Below are 17,522 nucleotides of genomic sequence, written 5' to 3' on the forward strand. Positions count from 1 at the left end.
CTTTTTATCGCTTGTCATCGAGATGTTAGGCCTTAATCTACATAAAACTTATGCTTGAATTTCAAAGATGTATTTAATTGATTACCGTTTTTAATGGCAATCGTAAAGTTAACGTCTTGATCATCACGATAAGGTATTTCTGCAATGTAATAGATCGATTTCCCTTCACGGATCTCTTTAAAATCTAGGTTTATACGGGCATCAAGTAAGTTATTGGCGATACCCGAAATTTCAACCGGAACAGCAGGGTGTCCTTCTAGATTGGTATTTAACACAGTGATATTAACTAATCCCTTGTAACTGCTTCGCACTATCCCATATTTTTTGGCTATTTCGGGGGTAATAAAAGTGCTATTAAGTGCCATATAGTGAATATCAAAATTACCGACTTGGTGCTTTTGCTCTGCATTAGCAAAACCAATATTGGTTACTGTGATAAAGCATAACAACAGTATTTGTAGAACTGAGCGAGATAAACGCAATGATTGAAACATAATCTGGTCCTTAGCGGGCATGAGCAAAAATGCTGGTGTAAATTAATCGCTTGTAGTTGAGTCGGCTATAGTTGTAGTGAGTCAGTTATAAAAGTGCGGCTATTTCCGCGGGGATTATTTTTGGATGGCATATTTTAATTTGCTTGTGCCGACCTTGTTCACCCTTGAGAATATGTACCTGACTTTTAGGGACTTTACAGGCTTTTGCAAGGTACTTAGATAAATAAGCATTTGCCTTGCCGTCAATAGGTGGCGCTGTGATGGCTATTTTTAATTCGTCACCGTGCAAGCCGATAATTTGATCCCGGCTTGCTTTAGGTTGTACATAGACAAAAAGCAGCAAGTCACCTTGCTGCTCATCGTTGATATAGCTTACCGCACTCATTATTTAATGACGTCCGTTAACTAAATAAATGACCAAAATGGAATATATTGTGCGCACAGCATATTTATGAAGTTCATCGCAATAAATACCACTAATACCGATAAATCTAACCCACCTATTGCAGGTATTATTCTGCGTACAGGGGCTAAAATAGGTTCAGTTAATTGGGTCATTACCATGACTATTGGGTTATAACCTTGGTTGAACCAACTTAATACAGCGCGAATAAGTAGCATCCAAAAAAGTAATACACCAGCTTGTTTTACCACCGAGACAAGTGAGAATAATAACAAGGTAACAATATCAACTGCGGCACCTGCCATGAAAGTAAGCACTAACATTTTGACTAATACTACCAGTAATGCCAGTAATATTGATGAAGTATCAATACGTCCTACAGAGGGTAATATTCGACGCATTGGTGCGATAATCGGTTGTGTCGCTTTAACAACAAATTGACTAAATGGATTGTAAAAATCCGCTCTTGCAAGTTGTAACCAAAAACGAATAATGACGATCATTAGATATAAGTCAAACAGGGTGCTAACTAAAAAACTCATTGCATTCATGTATATTGCCTTACTGTAGGTAATTTAGGGCCTAAAATCAGTGCTCAAATTAGCTGAGTTCGTATTTAACAGAGCCGCTCAACGAGCTGTCAGTATTACAACGATAACTCATATTTTGTTTGTTCAAGCTTTAGCTAAGCTATTTTACACCAAAGACGTTAATCTTAAGTTAAATAATCATTCATCAGATAATGTTAAAAAGTTTTAGCCATTTCTTGGGCTCTAGCAACACAGTTTGTCATCGCTTTATCCACCAATTCAACTAAACCGCCTTGTTGGAATGTTTCAACCGCTCTAGCGGTGGTACCGCCTTTTGACATTACATTCTGACGTAATTCTGTTACCGATAATTGCTGGTTTTGGATCACCATCTGTGAGGCGCCCAAAGCAGCTTGTTCTGCAAGCAGTCTTGCTTTGTCTTCTGGCATACCCATTTTGACCCCAGAAGCGATCATTGACTCGATAAACAAGAAGAAATATGCAGGAGAACTACCAGCAAGTGCAATAACTTGATCTAATTCAGATTCTTTATCAACCCAAACCACCTTGCCACCACTTTGCATCAATGTTTCGCAAATGGCTTTATGTTCGGCAGAAATACTGTCATCGGCATAAATGCCTGTCATACCATAACCAATTTGGGTCGGGGTATTCGGCATAGTGCGAATCAGTTTAATAGGCTGTTTAAAATAAACTTGATAACGAGACGCCGGAATACCTGCAGCGATAGTGATGATTAACTTATTGGTTAAATCCAATGAGCTTAAGTCTTCACAAACGGATGCCATTAGTTGAGGTTTTACGCTTAACACTATGACGTCTGCAGCTTTTGCTGCCGCGTGGTTATCATGAGAAACTTGAATAGCAAAATCTTGCTGCAACGCATCCAATTTACCTTGGCTTGGATTGGTTGCATGGATAAGATCACTAGGATAGCCGTGTTTAACTAAGCCACTAATAATGCTACGAGTCATATTACCCGCACCGATAAAACATACTTTTGCTTGAGTCATTAAGTCTGTATCCAATAAATAAGTGAATTTATGTTCAATTGCTTATATGTTACCTAATTCAGTCTTAGGACGCTATGCTTGTAGGTTCTAGGAGCTCGCAAGCTCGCCAGAGGGCGGACTACGTCCTGCTAGGCCGCTACGCGATAGAGCGCTATGCTTCTAGGGACAGCTTCGCTGTTAAGATTTTATAGTAGGCCATAGGCCGCTCTAGCAGCGCAGCGCTCTAGGCTATTTATCTTTCACCAAATATCGCACTGCCGATGCGTACCATGGTTGAACCGTTGGCAATAGCAATGTCCATGTCGCCGCTCATCCCCATAGAGAGTGTATCAACACTTGGATATTGCTGTTTAAGCTGGTCAAAAAGGTGTTTTAACTGGCTAAATTCTTGTTGCTGAAGTTGAACGTCATCAGTTGCGGTTGGAATGGCCATTAATCCGCGCAACGTAAGATGAGGCAAGGAAGTAATAGTAAGTGCTAACGTAGCAACATCAGCACCATTGACCCCCGACTTAGACTCTTCTTGGCTAATATTAACCTGAATACACACGTTTAATGGTGGCTTATTACTCGGACGTTGTTCATTCAAGCGTTGAGCAATTTTGTCGCGGCTTAGGGTATGCATCCAATCAAAATGTTCAGCGATAATTTTGGTTTTATTGGATTGTAATGGGCCAATAAAATGCCATTCAATATCAGGATAATCTGCCTGCAAGGCATTAATCTTAGTTTCACCTTCTTGGACATAGTTTTCACCAAATTGACGTTGTCCAGCTTGATAAGCGGCAATGATGTCACTGATGGGTTTAGTTTTGCTCACAGCGAGTAAGATTATCTCGTTTGGTGAACGTGAACAATTTTGCGCCGCTTGATTAATTCTACTCTGGGCGATTGATATTCTGTCTGCTATTGTTGTCATAATGTTGGCTAAATGGATGTCTCTACAATGGAAATCACTGAATTACTCGCCTTTAGTGTAAAACACAAAGCATCAGATCTACATCTTTCAGCGGGCGTGTCCCCGATGATCCGTGTTGATGGTGAGGTGAGAAAAATTAACTTACCTGCATTAGATCATCAAGGCGTTCATAGTCTTGTATATGACATCATGAATGATAAACAACGTAAAGACTATGAAGAACATCTTGAAATCGATTTTTCATTTGAAGTCCCTAACCTAGCACGTTTTCGTGTTAACGCATTCAATCAGTCTCGTGGTGCTGGCGCCGTATTTCGTACTATTCCGTCAGACATTTTGTCACTTGAGCAACTTGGCGCACCAGACATTTTTAAGAAAATTGCCAGCTTTCCTCGTGGGTTAGTCTTAGTTACTGGGCCTACAGGCTCAGGTAAATCAACCACCTTGGCAGCAATGGTAGATTACGTTAATGAAAATCGACACGATCATATTTTAACCATTGAAGACCCAATCGAATTCGTTCATCAGAACAAACAATGCTTAATCAACCAGCGTGAAGTTCATAAGCATACCCATAGCTTTAACGCTGCACTGAGAAGTGCATTACGTGAAGACCCGGATGTTATTCTTGTAGGTGAAATGCGCGACCTTGAAACCATTCGTTTAGCCATGACAGCCGCTGAAACGGGCCATTTAGTATTTGGTACCTTGCATACTACATCAGCCGCAAAAACCATTGACCGTGTGGTCGATGTATTTCCCGAAGGTGAAAAGAGTATGGTTCGCACCATGCTGTCTGAATCACTTCAAGCGGTTATTTCGCAAACACTGATCAAAAAAATTGGTGGTGGTCGAGTTGCCGCTCACGAAATTATGATGGGTACTCCAGCGATTCGAAATCTTATTCGTGAAGATAAAGTCGCGCAAATGTATTCTGCCATTCAAACGGGTATGTCTCACGGTATGCAAACCCTTGACCAATGTCTGCAAAACTTAGTCAATCGTGGTTTAATCACCCGTGAAGATGCAATGCAAAAAAGTTCGAATAAACAAACTAATTTCTAAGGAACTGGGTCATGGATGTTCGTCCATTTTTAAATATCATGGTTGAGAAAAAGGCGTCTGATTTATTTGTCACCGCAGGTTTTCCGCCCAGTGCAAAAATTGATGGTGAATTACGTCAACTTTCTGAAAATCGATTAACACCAGAGCAATCGTTGGTGTTTGTTGAATCGTTGATGAGTGATGCGCAAAAGAAAGAGTTTCACGACACCAGTGAATGTAACTTTGCTTTTGCGGCAAAAGATTTAGGGCGCTTTCGTGTCAGTGCATTTTGGCAACGTGAATCAGCTGGCTGCGTAATGCGTCGTATTGAAACTCAAATTCCAGAAGTCGATGACTTAAAACTGCCTGCTATTCTCAAAGATTTGGTCATGAGTAAACGTGGTCTTATCATTATGGTCGGCGGAACGGGTACTGGTAAGTCAACATCGTTGGCTGCACTAGTGGGTTACCGAAACGCGCATGCCCGTGGGCATATCCTTACTATTGAAGACCCAGTTGAGTTTGTTCATAACCATCGTAAAAGTATTATTACTCAACGAGAAGTGGGTATTGATACTGAGTCATTTGATGCCGCACTTAAAAGCTCGTTACGCCAAGCACCAGATGTGATCCTAATTGGTGAAATCCGCACTCAAGAAACCATGGAGTTTGCGCTGTCTTTTGCTGAAACGGGTCATTTATGCATGGCGACCTTGCATGCTAACAATGCTAACCAAGCACTTGATCGCATCATGCATTTAGTGCCAGAAAGTAAGCACAATCAACTCTTATTCGATTTGTCATTGAACTTACGCGGCATTGTCGCGCAACAGCTTATACCTAAATCAGACGGAACCGGCCGTCGCGCCGCCATTGAAGTGTTAATTAATACCCCTCGCGTGGCCAGTTTGATTGCTAAAAATGAGTTGCATTTACTAAAAGAAACCATGGGTAAGTCACGTGAACAAGGCATGCAAACGTTCGACCAAGCTTTGTTAGATTTATATGTAGAGGGTGAAATTAGTTATGCCGATGCATTACACCATGCTGACTCACCTAATGATTTACGCTTAATGATTAAATTACAGAGTAACGAAACGACCTCTACGGGAATAATGGAAGGAATTACTTTCGATAAGGATTAATGTGATTTAAATCAATAAAAAATCAAATTATTAATCAAACTGCGTTTTATTAATGGTCGCAAGTCACATCTTGCGGCCTTTTTTTGTTATTATAACTGCCATTGTTGTTAATAATATTGTCGTTGTTGTAGGTGTTATAATGACGGAAATATATTAAAATCTTTAGTTAGAAACCTTATACGTATAATTTCATTATACGTTACTCATTTTTATCACGCTTTATAACATTGTTCTTTCAAGGATGTTTCATGCAGTTATGGCAAAAAATCACCGTTTTTTCTTCGTTAATCTTACTTCCGCTTTCGGCATCGGCTGTACCTGTCACCGATGAAGTTGATATTGGCGGTGCAGTTCGGGTGAACTACGGCTGGAAAGACTACGACGACAACTCAAAGCTTGAGTTTGAATTATTCCGCGCCGACGTCAACTATAAGAGTAAAGATGGCTTATTTGCCTCAGCTCAGTATCGTTGGTATGAAAACATGGACGTAGTACACCATGCCTATATGGGGTATCAATTTGATGAAGCTCAATCAGTGCAAGTGGGTGTAACCCAAGTCCCATTTGGTTTATTGCCTTATGCTGCTCATTCATTTTGGTTCGGCGCAACCTATTATCTTGGTTTTGAAGATGATTACGATGCAGGTATCCATTACAAAAATGAACAAAATGGTTGGCGCTATGATTTAGCTTATTTTGTCAATGACGAAATTGGCGACGGTTCTAATTATGATCGTTACTCATTTGACGTAGCGACAACAGCGACATCGCCATATGAAGAAGCGGGTCAAATCAACGCTCGAGTTGAGCGAGAATTTACTTCTGGTGAAGTCACTCATAAGTTAGGTGGTTCATTACAATACAGCCAATTAGATTTTATGGCTGATGCAGCTACCGTAGTGGGTGAAGACACCAATGGTCTTGCCGCTGCAGCGCATTGGCAACTTGACTGGAAACAATGGCAATTACAATTACAATATATTCATTATGACTATGATATAGATAACAGTGAACGTGTTGCGCTAAGTGCATTCCAATATCCATTTGAAATTGCTGCTGAAGCCGATGTTGCTACCGTTAACATTGCTAAAGCGTTTGACGTTGATTGGGGACCAATCACTAATGTAAATTTTTACAACGATTACAGCCAAGTAATGGCGTCTGGTCAAGGGCTTGATGACTCTATCCAGAATGTGACTGGTGTTGCCATCACTGCGGGTAAATTCTATTCTTATGTAGATTGGATTGCCGGCAAAAATATGTGGTTTGTTGATGGTCCAGGCGTAGGTATCAACAATGGTGATACTGCATGGCATTCTCGCTTAAATATCAATATTGGCTTCTATTTCTAAACATTTTTGATCTGAAGTAAAAGCTACTGCGTATAGGCATCGATGAATTAATTTATCGATGCCTATTTTTTTCGATTTCTATAAATATTGAGAGGACACATACCAATGATTAAATATCTAACGGCAATTGGCTTATTCGCATTTAGTGTTGGCACTTTAGCTGCAAATTGTCCTGACTATCTCAATGTTGAAGCCCGTAAATTACACTCCAAAGAAAACATTAATTTATGTGAACTCACCCAAGGCAAAGCCGTATTAATTGTTAATACGGCTTCACATTGTGGTTTTACACCGCAATTTGAAGCGCTTGAAGCATTGCATAAGCAATATGCCGACCAAGGGTTAGTGGTGATTGGTTTTCCGTCAGATGATTTTTTTCAAGAAGAAAAAGACGAAGCCAAAACCGCTGATGTGTGTTTTATTAATTATGGTGTCACGTTTACCATGGTCGCAACATCTCCAGTAAAAGGCAGTGAGGCTAACTCAGTCTTTAAATATTTGGCCGATAAAAGTGCTGCACCAAAATGGAACTTCTATAAGTATCTTGTCTCTGGTGATGGCCAAACTGTCCAGCAATTTAACTCGCGGGTTAAACCTGATAGTGATGAGCTTAAAAAAGCGATTGAATCCATTTTATAATGGTTCAATAGCGCTGTTATTTCCTAAGTGACTTAACTGAGCAAATAATCAGCACGAGTTTACATGAGTATTTACCCAGTTCGGGTTACGTTAATTTGATTTGATGATAAAATCGATACCTAGCACTCTTTTTGTTTTAAATGAATGCGATACAATTTTCACCTAATCTCACAAGTGGCTTATAGTGAGTTTACTTTATGAATCCATACCAATAACGGAGAAGATACTTTGGCTAGATTTTCAGGGCTAGATAAAGAAACCGGCCACAAAGCTCGTGGCAAGACTGGCGTATTATTATTAAATCTAGGGACACCAGATGCGCCAACCACATCAGCTGTTCGCACCTATTTAGCTGAGTTTTTGGCAGACCCGCGAGTGGTAGAAATTCCAAAATTAGTGTGGATGATTATTCTTCACGGCATTATTTTACGTACTCGCCCAGCTAAATCAGCAGCGCTGTATAAAGAAGTATGGACCGACGAGGGATCTCCTTTACTGGCTATCAGCAAACGTCAGCAAACAAAACTTGCCAAGCAACTGCAAGCACAAGGGCAAGATGCCAGTGTACATTTAGCTATGCGCTATGGTTCACCATCAGTGTCTAGCACGTTGCAAGATATGCACAAACAAGGCGTAGACAACTTAGTCGTTTTGCCTTTGTATCCGCAATATGCCGCGCCTACAACCGCGTCTGCATTTGATGCGTTGGCCAAAGAACTAATGAAATGGCGTTATATTCCAGCCCTGCATTTTATTAACACTTATCATGACAACATTGACTATATTGATGCGCTTGCCGCGTCAATTCAAAAAGATTTTGACCAACACGGTAAGCCACAAAAATTAGTGATATCTTTTCATGGTATGCCAGAACGTAATCTACATTTAGGCGATCCTTATTACTGCTTCTGCATGAAAACGACTCGTTTAGTGGTAGAGAAATTAGGCTTTAGTGAAGACGACTACGTAACAACGTTCCAGTCTCGCTTTGGTAAAGCAAAATGGTTACAACCTTATACTGATGTAACAATAGGTAGCTTGCCAGAAAAAGGGATCACCGACATTGCCGTTATCTGCCCAGCGTTTAGTGCAGATTGTCTCGAAACCTTGGAAGAAATTAAAGGTGAGAACCGCCTAGTGTTTGAACAAGCTGGTGGTAAAAACTTTAGATACATCGAATGTCTAAACGACAATGAAGACCACATCAACATGATGGCGAATCTTGTTAAACCTTTCATCTAGGTTCTAGGTTCTAGGAACTCGCAGGCTCGCCAGAGGACGTGACTTCGTCACTGCTAGAGTCGCTTTGCTCCCAGGTACTAGGAGACCGCAGGTCGTTCTAGCAGCGCAGCGTCCTCGAGACCGCAGGTCGTCCTAGCAACGTAGCGTTCTCGAGACCGCAGGTCGTCCTAGCAGCGCAGCGTCCTCGAGACCGAAGGTCGTCCTAGCAGCGCAGCGTTCTCGAGACCGAAGGTCGCCTAGCAGCGTAGCGTCCTCGAGGCCGCAGGCCGTTCTAGTCTCTAGGCTTTTAGCTTTATCCTCGCCTCTGCTTTTATGATTTGTTAAACTCAAACAATGTTTTATTGCTAAAGAAATAATATGAGAATAGATCCCAATATTGCATTAGTTTATAGCACTGATAAAGGTCGTATTGAACAACCTAAAGCACAAGCTGAAATTCCTACGGGTGATGGCATAGTGCGGATCCATAAAGACAGTAAAGGTCGAAAAGGTAAGGGTGTCAGTGTGATCAAAGGGCTTGCGCTCGATGAGAAAGCCTTAAAAGATCTGGCGCAGAAATTAAAGAAACAATGTGGTTGTGGTGGTACAGTGAAAGACTTCTGTATTGAAGTACAAACCGACAATCGCGAACAAATAAAATCCATATTAGAAAAGTTGAATTTCACAGTGAAATTAGCGGGTGGATAATACAAAACGCTAAAGCACTCTTGAGGAGAGCATATGGATAATTTCAAAGACCACTTTTTAATTGCGATGCCATCTTTAGATGACACATTTTTCGAACGTGCAGTGATATATATTTGTGAGCATGATAAAAAAGGCGCCATGGGATTAATGGTTAACCGTCCAATCGGCGTAGAAGTTGAAGATCTGCTTGAACAAATGGAGCTATATTTATCGCCAGAATTTTTGTTCTCCTTAGATAGCCAAGTACTCATAGGTGGCCCAGTGGCACCCGAACGAGGCTTTGTGTTGCACACTCCACAACCGCATTGGCTCAATAGCACCGAAATTAGTGAACACACTATGCTAACGTCTTCACGAGATATATTGGCGGCTATAGGTTCGAAAAAATCCCCTGAACATTTTATTGTAGCGCTGGGTTACGCAGGATGGGGTAAAGATCAACTTGAACAAGAAATTGCAGATAATACTTGGTTAACTATTAAAGCCACACCAGAGTTACTTTTCAGCATTGATCACGAACAAATGTGGCAAGTGGCAACCCAACAACTCGGTTTTGATATATGGCAAATGTCCAGCCAAATAGGCCATGCTTAACAAATAGGTCGCTACGCTTCTAGGGCGGACTGCGTCCTGCTAGGGTCGCTTTGCTTCTAAGATTTTATAGCATCTAGCCGCGAAGCGTCCTAGCAGCGCAGCGCTCTAGGCTGTTGCTTTTAAAGCATCCTCTAAAGATTAAACAAAGAGATAAACATGCAACACCAAACCGTTTTAGGATTCGACTACGGCACCAAAAGTATTGGCGTCGCGATAGGTCAAGCCATTACTGCTAGTGCGACACCATTATTATCAATTAAAGCGGTTGATGGGATCCCTAATTGGGATGATATCGATAAATTATTAAAAGAATGGCAGCCAGATCTTGTGGTGGTGGGCTTACCGTTAAATATGGACGGAACCGAACAAGAAATGACTCAACGAGCTCGTAAATTTGCTAATCGAATTAATGGCCGTTTTGGTATCAAAATTGCCACTCAAGACGAACGATTAACAACAGCCGATGCCAAAGCTCGCTTATTTGAATTGGGAGGCTTTAAAGCCTTAACCAAAGGGCAAATTGATGCGGTTTCGGCGGTATTAATTATCGAAAGTTATTTTGAAAATCAGTTTTAGTGAGGTGCGAGGAACTCGCAGGCTCGCCAGAGGACGGACTTCGTCCTACTAGGGCGTGACTTCGTCACTGTTAGTTTATTTTGCACTGAAATGGTGCGTTTTTTATTCATTGTTGCACATGTTCACTCATCCTATCCAACACAGTTTTTTATATCACCGCTTTTGCTACAAAAATAATCTTCTATATATCAATAAGTAAACTATATTTGTTCCATTAAGGTGCAAAATTATAATGCTTGGCACACATCCTGAATCTATCTTAAGTAAATCGGATTAGATTAAGCGCGAGAATGACTCATTCGCTATATTTATTGCTTGTATATAATCTCGCCGCGCAGCAACCTGGTACCTAGCAGGACTCAGTCCGCGCTAGCATCTAGAACCTAGCAGCGCAGCGACTCTAGCAGTGACGAAGTCACGCTCTAGCATCTAGCATCTATGCTTAGTTTCATTTATTTATTGAAAAGGGACACGATATGACAACCCGACCACTTATCTTTACTGACATAGATGGAACCTTACTTGATCATTTTGACTACAGCTTTAGTCCTGCAATTGAAGTGATTGAAGCACTTAATGAGCGCCAAATACCCATTATTGCCAATACCAGTAAAACCTTTGCCGAAATGACAAAATTACAGCAGACCGTTGGCTTTAATTCACCGTTTATTTCAGAAAATGGCGCCGTGATTTATATTCCGATTGGCTACTTTGAACAACAACCACAAGATACATTTACCCAAGGGTATTATTGGGTCAAAGAGTTTAGCCAACCACGAGAATATTGGCTTGAACTGCTAAATGAACAAGCCCAAGCATTCAAAAGTGACTTCGTTGGTTTCTCATCTTTATCGGTTGAAGAGTTATGCGAACTCACCGATTTATCACCCGACAATGCCAAGCTTGCACTTGTTAGACATTATGCAGAACCATTGCTCTGGAAAGGAGATGAAACCAGTAAACAAGCTTTTATAAAGTTGATGACCAGTGTTGGTGCACATACTTTGCAGGGCGGACGTTTTTTACATGTCGGCGGTGATACAGATAAAGGCAAAGCGATGAAATGGCTAGCCGATGTGTATACCAAACAATATGGCACTCCCGTAACCACTGTTGCTCTTGGAGACAGTGGTAATGATAATGCCATGCTCGAAGCCGCTGACATTGCCATACAAATTAAATCACCGACTCATGAATTTCCTACATTAACGACCAACAAAAAAACCATCAAAAGTACTGAATATGGCCCTAAAGGCTGGGCAGAATGTATTAATAAAACGTTACTGTCGTCATCCGTAGAATCACAGAACAACCCACTATCATCAGAAGGGGCGTAACATGGCCGATTTTTATCAAAATGGCATTGTCACTACAATGCATAATTTAACCAGACGTACCCACGAAGAGCTTGAGCAAGATTTAGTTAAGTTTTCAAAAACACGACCTTTAGGGTTAATCTTACCCTCGTTGTATTCCGAGTTAGAAGGCGACGCACTTAAAGATATTGTCAGCAAATTGAAAGAAGTGCCTTATTTAGACGAAATTGTCATCGGACTCGATAGAGCAGACCTTGAACAGTACAAACATGCGCTCAGCTTCTTTGGCGAATTACCGCAACATCATCGCATTTTGTGGAACGATGGCCCACGTTTACAAGCGTTGGATGCAAAACTGCAAGCGTTAGGCTTAGCCCCCAAAGAACTGGGTAAGGGACGAAACGTTTGGTATTGCATGGGTTATATACTGGCTTCTGGTAAAACTGAATCAGTAGCACTGCATGATTGCGATATCGTAACCTATGAAAAATCATTACTCGCCCGTTTACTGTATCCGGTAGCTAATCCACAGTTTAATTATGAATTCAGTAAAGGCTTTTACGCACGAATTTCTAATGGCAAAATTAATGGTCGAGTGTCACGCCTGTTAGTGACACCCTTGATTAAAGCACTTAAAAAAGTCGTTGGTTATAACGAATACTTAGAATATATGGACAGTTTTCGTTATCCATTAGCAGGTGAGTTTTCATTCAGACGAGATGTTCTTAACGACTTACGTATCCCAAGTGACTGGGGATTAGAAATCGGTGTATTGTCAGAAATGCAGCGTAACTATGCCCATAATCGTATCTGTCAGGTGGATATTGCCGACAATTACGACCATAAACATCAAGACTTATCTTTAGATAACGAAGATGCGGGTTTATCTAAAATGTCGATTGATATTACTAAGGCATTCTTTCGTAAATTAGCGACTCAAGGTAATACCTTTAGCACCGAATCGTTCCGAACCCTTAAGGCGACTTATTACCGTATTGCCTTAGATTATGTTGAAACCTATCATAACGATGCATTAATGAACGGATTAACCACTGACATTCATTTAGAAGAAAAAGCGGTCGAAATGTTTGCACAAAATATAGTCACAGCAGGGCAACGCTTCTTAGATAATCCAATGGAAACCCCATTTATGCCAACTTGGAGTCGAGTGGTAAGCGCTATGCCTGACGTACTTGAACAACTAAAAGCTGCAGTTGAAGCTGATAATGCCGAGTTTAGTTAGCCTCAAAATCGATCTAAAGGACACCTTATGTCAGTAATGGACGGCTTGCAGCAAAAGCTGCAGCAACAACTTAGCAGTATTTACAATGATGTCGATCCTGACATAAGCACCACAGCATTAGCTGATCAACTCATCGAAATCATGCGGATCACTGAGTATTGCCAAGTACCAGAACCTTTTGCAAATCATTGGTCTGAGAAAGACATTGTTATGATCACTTATGGTGATAGCGTGATCCAACAAGGTGAACGACCCCTTACCACGCTAGCACAATTTATCGACAGCTATTTAAGTTGCATCAATGCAGTGCATATTTTGCCCTTCTTCCCTTATAGTTCAGATGACGGATTTGCCGTTATTGACTACTCAAGCGTTAACGAAGGGCTGGGGTCGTGGGCAGACATCAGTGCAATTGCCAGCAAACGCCGATTAATGTCTGATTTGGTGATTAATCATTGTTCTAGCAGATGTTTATGGTTTCAGAATTTCTGTAAAGGTGAAGGGCTCGGTCATGACTACTTCTTTACGGCGGATCCTAATGATGACTTAAGTGCGGTTGTACGCCCCAGAACATCATCATTGCTAAGACCAACAGAAACACCCACAGGGACTCAATATGTTTGGTGTACCTTTAGTCATGATCAAGTCGATTTCGATTTTCGTAACCCACAAGTATTAATCGAAATTGTCCGCATTATTCGTCAATACTTAGATGCTGGCGTGAGTATTTTTCGCCTCGATGCAGTGGCTTTTTTATGGAAAATAGTAGGCACTAAGTCAATTAATTTACCACAAACTCATAGTGTCATTCGTTTGTTACGAACCCTCATCGAACATAGCCAGCAAGACGCCATCATCATTACCGAAACCAATATCCCCAATACTCAAAACTTAACCTATTTTGGTAATGCTAACGAAGCGCACTGTATCTATAACTTTTCACTGCCACCATTGTTGATTAACAGTCTCATTACTGGCAGTTGTTTGTACTTAAAGCGTTGGCTTATGAGTATGCCGCCTGCACAAGATGGCACCACATACTTTAATTTTATCGCGTCTCATGATGGTGTTGGCTTAAGACCAGTCGAAGGCTTATTAGACGAAGAGGAAATCACCACCCTAGTCGACACCATGAAACAATTTGGCGGTCAAATATCATCAAGAACCACAGAAGAGGGTGAACAAAAACCTTACGAAATGAACATCGCTTTATTTGATGCGCTTCAAGGCACCACTAAAGGCAAAGACCAATGGGGTATGCAACGTTTTGTGTGCGCACATACCATTATGTTAGCGCTTGAGGGCATCCCAGGTATTTATATTCACAGCTTACTGGGCACGCGCAACGACTATGAAAAGTTAGCCAACACATCACATAACCGTGCGATTAACCGCCATCGTTGGGAGTTAGAAGAATTAGCACTGCAACTTAATGATACCAGCAGTGACCATAGCCAAGTGTTAACTGCGCTCACTGGGTTAATTAATATTCGCACTCAACAAATTGCGTTTCACCCCAATGCAACTCAGTTTACCTTGCATCTAGGTTTACAATTATTTGGCTTTTGGCGCCAAAGTCGTAATCGTAAACAAAGCATTTTTTGCATCAGTAATATATCTGATCAAGTTACCGACTTACCCATTAACGAGCTTAACCTTATTATTGCAGAAAATTGGGTCGATCTATTAACCGGACAACCGATTGAAGACACCACCCAAACCATGCAACTGCAACCCTATCAAACTGTTTGGATTAGTAATTAGGGCACGCTAGGATCTAGGGCGTGACTTCGTCACTGCTAGGAACTCGCAGGCTCGCCAGAGGGCGGACTGCGTCCTGCTAGAATCTAGGAACTCGCAAGCTCGCCAGAGGGCGGACTACGTCCTGCTAGAATCTAGGAGCTCGCAAGCTCGCCAGAGGGCGGACTACGTCCTTCTAGAATCTAGGAACTCGCAAGCTCGCTAGAGGGCGGACTACGTCCTGCTAGAATCTAGGAACTCGCAGGCTTGCTAGAGGGCGGACTACGTCCTACTAGGTCGCTATGCTTCTAGGGACAGCTTCGCTGCTAAGATTTTATAGTATCTAGCCGCGTAGCGTCCTAGCAGCGAAGCGTTCTAGAGTCTGGCTATTAATGTGTTATGAAACCTTGTTAACTTGACAACCTCTTAGCGCTCTATAAGCTAATGACTATTAATAGTCATTTTGGAGCCTGTATGAAAAAATTATTTATTATCGCGACAGTATTATTATTGAGCGCCTGCAGTACCTTAAAATCATCTTCAGACTTCGATCCATCGGCATCATTTGACCAATATAAAACCTATTCATGGGTAGTGACCAAAAATGACGTTGCAGGCTATCATTTAGATGGACTGATGGACCAACGTGTCCGCGCCGCAATTGAAAGTCAATTGAGTCAAAAAGGATTCACCAAAACAGATAAGAAAGATGCTGACTTATTGGTTAACTACATCACCAAAGTCGACAAAAAAATCAATATCGATACCTTTAACAGTCACTACGGCTATAACCCATATTACGGTCCTCGTTGGGGATGGGGTGGTAGTCTTCAAACCGAAACGACTGTGCGTGAATATAATGTAGGTACATTAATGGTTGATCTTGTTGACAATAAAACCAATAAGTTGGTTTGGCGCGGAACAGTTGCAGATACCATCCGCGAACAAAATACTCCAGAAGAGCGAATTCAAATCATCAATAAGGCCATTGGCACTGTCATGATGGATTACCCACCTAAACCAACTAAGTAGCCTTTAATACAAATCAAGCCTCGCTTATCGAGGCTTTTTGCTGCCTTCTAGGTGACTTACGTGTCAAAGTAAACTTTTCAGTTCTCATGATTAACTGAGTGATCTATTTCTTTAGTCTAAAGAGCATAACTCAATACAATCTGGTATCGGTAAGGTTCAAACCGAGCTGAGCATATAAAGGTGTTGATGTCGGTAAGATGACTACTCACCTGAAGCGACTAAATAAGTACTCGTTTATCGACTTTATATTATAGCTGAAAATAGGTTGAACGCTGTATTTATGGGCATTCAGAACTAAAAAACCATTCAAATTGGTTGGTATTTTTGTTAATATCCCTAGCCGTGAATGGGATGTCACTTGCTCAGGCTGATGAGCAAATATAAACAAGCGAGTCATAATGAAATCTTGGTATTTACTGTATTGCAAACCACGTCATGAAGTTCGTGCCCAGCAAAACTTGGCTTTGCAAGACGTCGAGAGTTATTTACCGATGATCACCCAGCTAAAAACCGTACGTAATAAAAAGCAAATGGTGACTTCACCTTTGTTTCCTAGTTACCTGTTTATCTATTTTGATCCTCAAATTATTAGCGTAAGCAAAATCCACAATACCCGTGGAGCGAACCGTATAGTGGGTTGTAGAGAAGATATGACTCCCATCGACGACAGAATTATTTCAGCGCTTAAAATTCGTATCCAAGATTATGTGCCACAAGAAGAAAAATCGTTAACAAAAGGGGATAAAGTTAAATTTGTCGATGGCCCTTTTAAAGACTTAGAAGCCATATTCGATGAGAATAATCCAGACAAACGTTGTCATGTGCTATTTAACATCATGGGGCAACAGAAACGAATTTTAGTCGATTTTGCAAATTTACAAGCCATACAAAAAACGGATTAAGGGATTAAACCGTAAGTTTGTAAGAGAAAGGCGATATTCTGTGTAGGATATTGGCTATTCTTAAAATGAACCTTGACGGTTTATCGCACTGTTTTAGGTTAAAGCGGTTAGCTTTTAATCACTTGTGTCGATTCGTTACTTTTTTGAAACATTTTTGAAATGTTTACAGTTTTTTACTCAAGCATTAACGCGGATTTTTAAGTATAATTTCGCGCTTGCTTGATGGCGGTTATGTATTTGTAACCATTAAAAACAACTATTTCGCACTGCGAAGGGCATTTTGGAAGCCGTAATCCATGGGCGGTAGCGTGCCTGAAAATAATTGTCAGGAACAATTATTAACAGCTTCAGCTGGCCCGTAGGGGAAAATACAGGACGTATTTTATAAAGACAAAAGACAGAATAATTTCTGTCTTTTAGTGAACGCCGAAGGGCGTCTCGCCCGCCACGCGGGTCGGTAGCGTGCCTGAAATAGGACGCTACGCTGCTAGGACGACCTTCGGTCTGCTAGAACTTAGAAGGACGAAGTCCGCTCTCAGGCGAGCTTGCGAGTTCCTAGAATCTCGGACCTGTAAGCGAAGCGTTCCGTAAGCCGTAATCCGTTAACGCATTTTTAGACCCTTCTTATAA

18 protein-coding genes are annotated in these 17,522 nt (G+C 41.2%); 13 read left to right on the forward strand and 5 right to left on the reverse strand.

The window, feature by feature from the left end; genetic code table 11:
* Nucleotides 1–32 precede the first annotated feature (32 nt).
* The 5 genes from ABIS04_RS05180 to ABIS04_RS05200 form a co-directional block, all read right to left on the reverse strand.
* Nucleotides 33–494, reverse strand: coding sequence for a DUF4426 domain-containing protein (locus tag ABIS04_RS05180; protein ID WP_350432801.1), 462 nt, complete (start codon nucleotides 492–494; stop codon nucleotides 33–35).
* An 85-nt stretch (nucleotides 495–579) separates the two neighbouring features.
* Nucleotides 580–879 carry a DUF167 family protein YggU gene (yggU, locus tag ABIS04_RS05185; protein WP_137222182.1) on the reverse strand — a complete coding sequence of 100 codons (300 nt, stop codon included), beginning with the start codon at nucleotides 877–879 and terminating at the stop codon, nucleotides 580–582.
* A gap of 20 nt (nucleotides 880–899) precedes the next feature.
* The gene (locus ABIS04_RS05190; protein WP_137222180.1) at nucleotides 900–1,448 is read right to left on the reverse strand and encodes a YggT family protein; all 549 of its coding nucleotides are present in this window, start codon (nucleotides 1,446–1,448) and stop codon (nucleotides 900–902) included.
* A gap of 194 nt (nucleotides 1,449–1,642) precedes the next feature.
* On the reverse strand, nucleotides 1,643–2,461 hold the full coding sequence (proC, locus tag ABIS04_RS05195) for a pyrroline-5-carboxylate reductase (RefSeq protein WP_350432802.1): 819 nt from the start codon (nucleotides 2,459–2,461) through the stop codon (nucleotides 1,643–1,645).
* 232 nt (nucleotides 2,462–2,693) lie between these two features.
* Nucleotides 2,694–3,380 carry a YggS family pyridoxal phosphate-dependent enzyme gene (locus ABIS04_RS05200; RefSeq protein WP_350432803.1) on the reverse strand — a complete coding sequence of 229 codons (687 nt, stop codon included), beginning with the start codon at nucleotides 3,378–3,380 and terminating at the stop codon, nucleotides 2,694–2,696.
* A 27-nt stretch (nucleotides 3,381–3,407) separates the two neighbouring features.
* On the opposite strand from ABIS04_RS05200, the gene ABIS04_RS05205 reads away from it, so the two are divergent.
* From ABIS04_RS05205 to rfaH, 13 genes are all read left to right on the forward strand, one after another.
* Nucleotides 3,408–4,445, forward strand: coding sequence for a type IV pilus twitching motility protein PilT (locus tag ABIS04_RS05205; RefSeq protein ID WP_140233637.1), 1,038 nt, complete (start codon nucleotides 3,408–3,410; stop codon nucleotides 4,443–4,445).
* 11 nt (nucleotides 4,446–4,456) lie between these two features.
* Entirely contained in the window at nucleotides 4,457–5,569 is a 1,113-nt protein-coding gene (locus ABIS04_RS05210) for a PilT/PilU family type 4a pilus ATPase (protein WP_350432804.1), read from the forward strand.
* Nucleotides 5,570–5,817: 248 nt separating this feature from the next.
* Entirely contained in the window at nucleotides 5,818–6,921 is a 1,104-nt protein-coding gene (locus tag ABIS04_RS05215; RefSeq protein ID WP_350432805.1) for a hypothetical protein, read from the forward strand.
* 105 nt (nucleotides 6,922–7,026) lie between these two features.
* The gene (locus ABIS04_RS05220; RefSeq protein ID WP_350432806.1) at nucleotides 7,027–7,560 is read left to right on the forward strand and encodes a glutathione peroxidase; all 534 of its coding nucleotides are present in this window, start codon (nucleotides 7,027–7,029) and stop codon (nucleotides 7,558–7,560) included.
* Nucleotides 7,561–7,788: 228 nt separating this feature from the next.
* Nucleotides 7,789–8,802: a ferrochelatase gene (hemH, locus tag ABIS04_RS05225; protein WP_350432807.1), complete on the forward strand. Its 1,014-nt coding sequence runs from the start codon at nucleotides 7,789–7,791 to the stop codon at nucleotides 8,800–8,802.
* Nucleotides 8,803–9,159: 357 nt separating this feature from the next.
* Nucleotides 9,160–9,489, forward strand: a complete 330-nt coding sequence (gene yciH / locus ABIS04_RS05230) for a stress response translation initiation inhibitor YciH (RefSeq protein WP_350432808.1) — start codon at nucleotides 9,160–9,162, stop codon at nucleotides 9,487–9,489.
* Nucleotides 9,490–9,522: 33 nt separating this feature from the next.
* Nucleotides 9,523–10,083, forward strand: coding sequence for a YqgE/AlgH family protein (locus ABIS04_RS05235; protein WP_350432809.1), 561 nt, complete (start codon nucleotides 9,523–9,525; stop codon nucleotides 10,081–10,083).
* Nucleotides 10,084–10,239: 156 nt separating this feature from the next.
* The gene (ruvX, locus tag ABIS04_RS05240; RefSeq protein WP_137222160.1) at nucleotides 10,240–10,659 is read left to right on the forward strand and encodes a Holliday junction resolvase RuvX; all 420 of its coding nucleotides are present in this window, start codon (nucleotides 10,240–10,242) and stop codon (nucleotides 10,657–10,659) included.
* A 476-nt stretch (nucleotides 10,660–11,135) separates the two neighbouring features.
* The gene (locus tag ABIS04_RS05245; RefSeq protein WP_350432810.1) at nucleotides 11,136–11,996 is read left to right on the forward strand and encodes an HAD-IIB family hydrolase; all 861 of its coding nucleotides are present in this window, start codon (nucleotides 11,136–11,138) and stop codon (nucleotides 11,994–11,996) included.
* Nucleotide 11,997: 1 nt separating this feature from the next.
* Entirely contained in the window at nucleotides 11,998–13,218 is a 1,221-nt protein-coding gene (locus ABIS04_RS05250; protein ID WP_137222156.1) for a glycosyl transferase, read from the forward strand.
* Between the two features lie 27 nt (nucleotides 13,219–13,245).
* Nucleotides 13,246–14,982, forward strand: a complete 1,737-nt coding sequence (locus ABIS04_RS05255; RefSeq protein ID WP_350432811.1) for a sugar phosphorylase — start codon at nucleotides 13,246–13,248, stop codon at nucleotides 14,980–14,982.
* Between the two features lie 450 nt (nucleotides 14,983–15,432).
* Entirely contained in the window at nucleotides 15,433–15,990 is a 558-nt protein-coding gene (locus tag ABIS04_RS05260) for a DUF4136 domain-containing protein (RefSeq protein WP_350432812.1), read from the forward strand.
* A gap of 398 nt (nucleotides 15,991–16,388) precedes the next feature.
* Nucleotides 16,389–16,892, forward strand: coding sequence for a transcription/translation regulatory transformer protein RfaH (rfaH, locus tag ABIS04_RS05265; RefSeq protein WP_350432813.1), 504 nt, complete (start codon nucleotides 16,389–16,391; stop codon nucleotides 16,890–16,892).
* Nucleotides 16,893–17,522 lie beyond the last annotated feature (630 nt).

This window comes from Shewanella sp. H8 (assembly GCF_040285065.1).
Classification (GTDB): Bacteria; Pseudomonadota; Gammaproteobacteria; order Enterobacterales; family Shewanellaceae; genus Shewanella; species Shewanella polaris.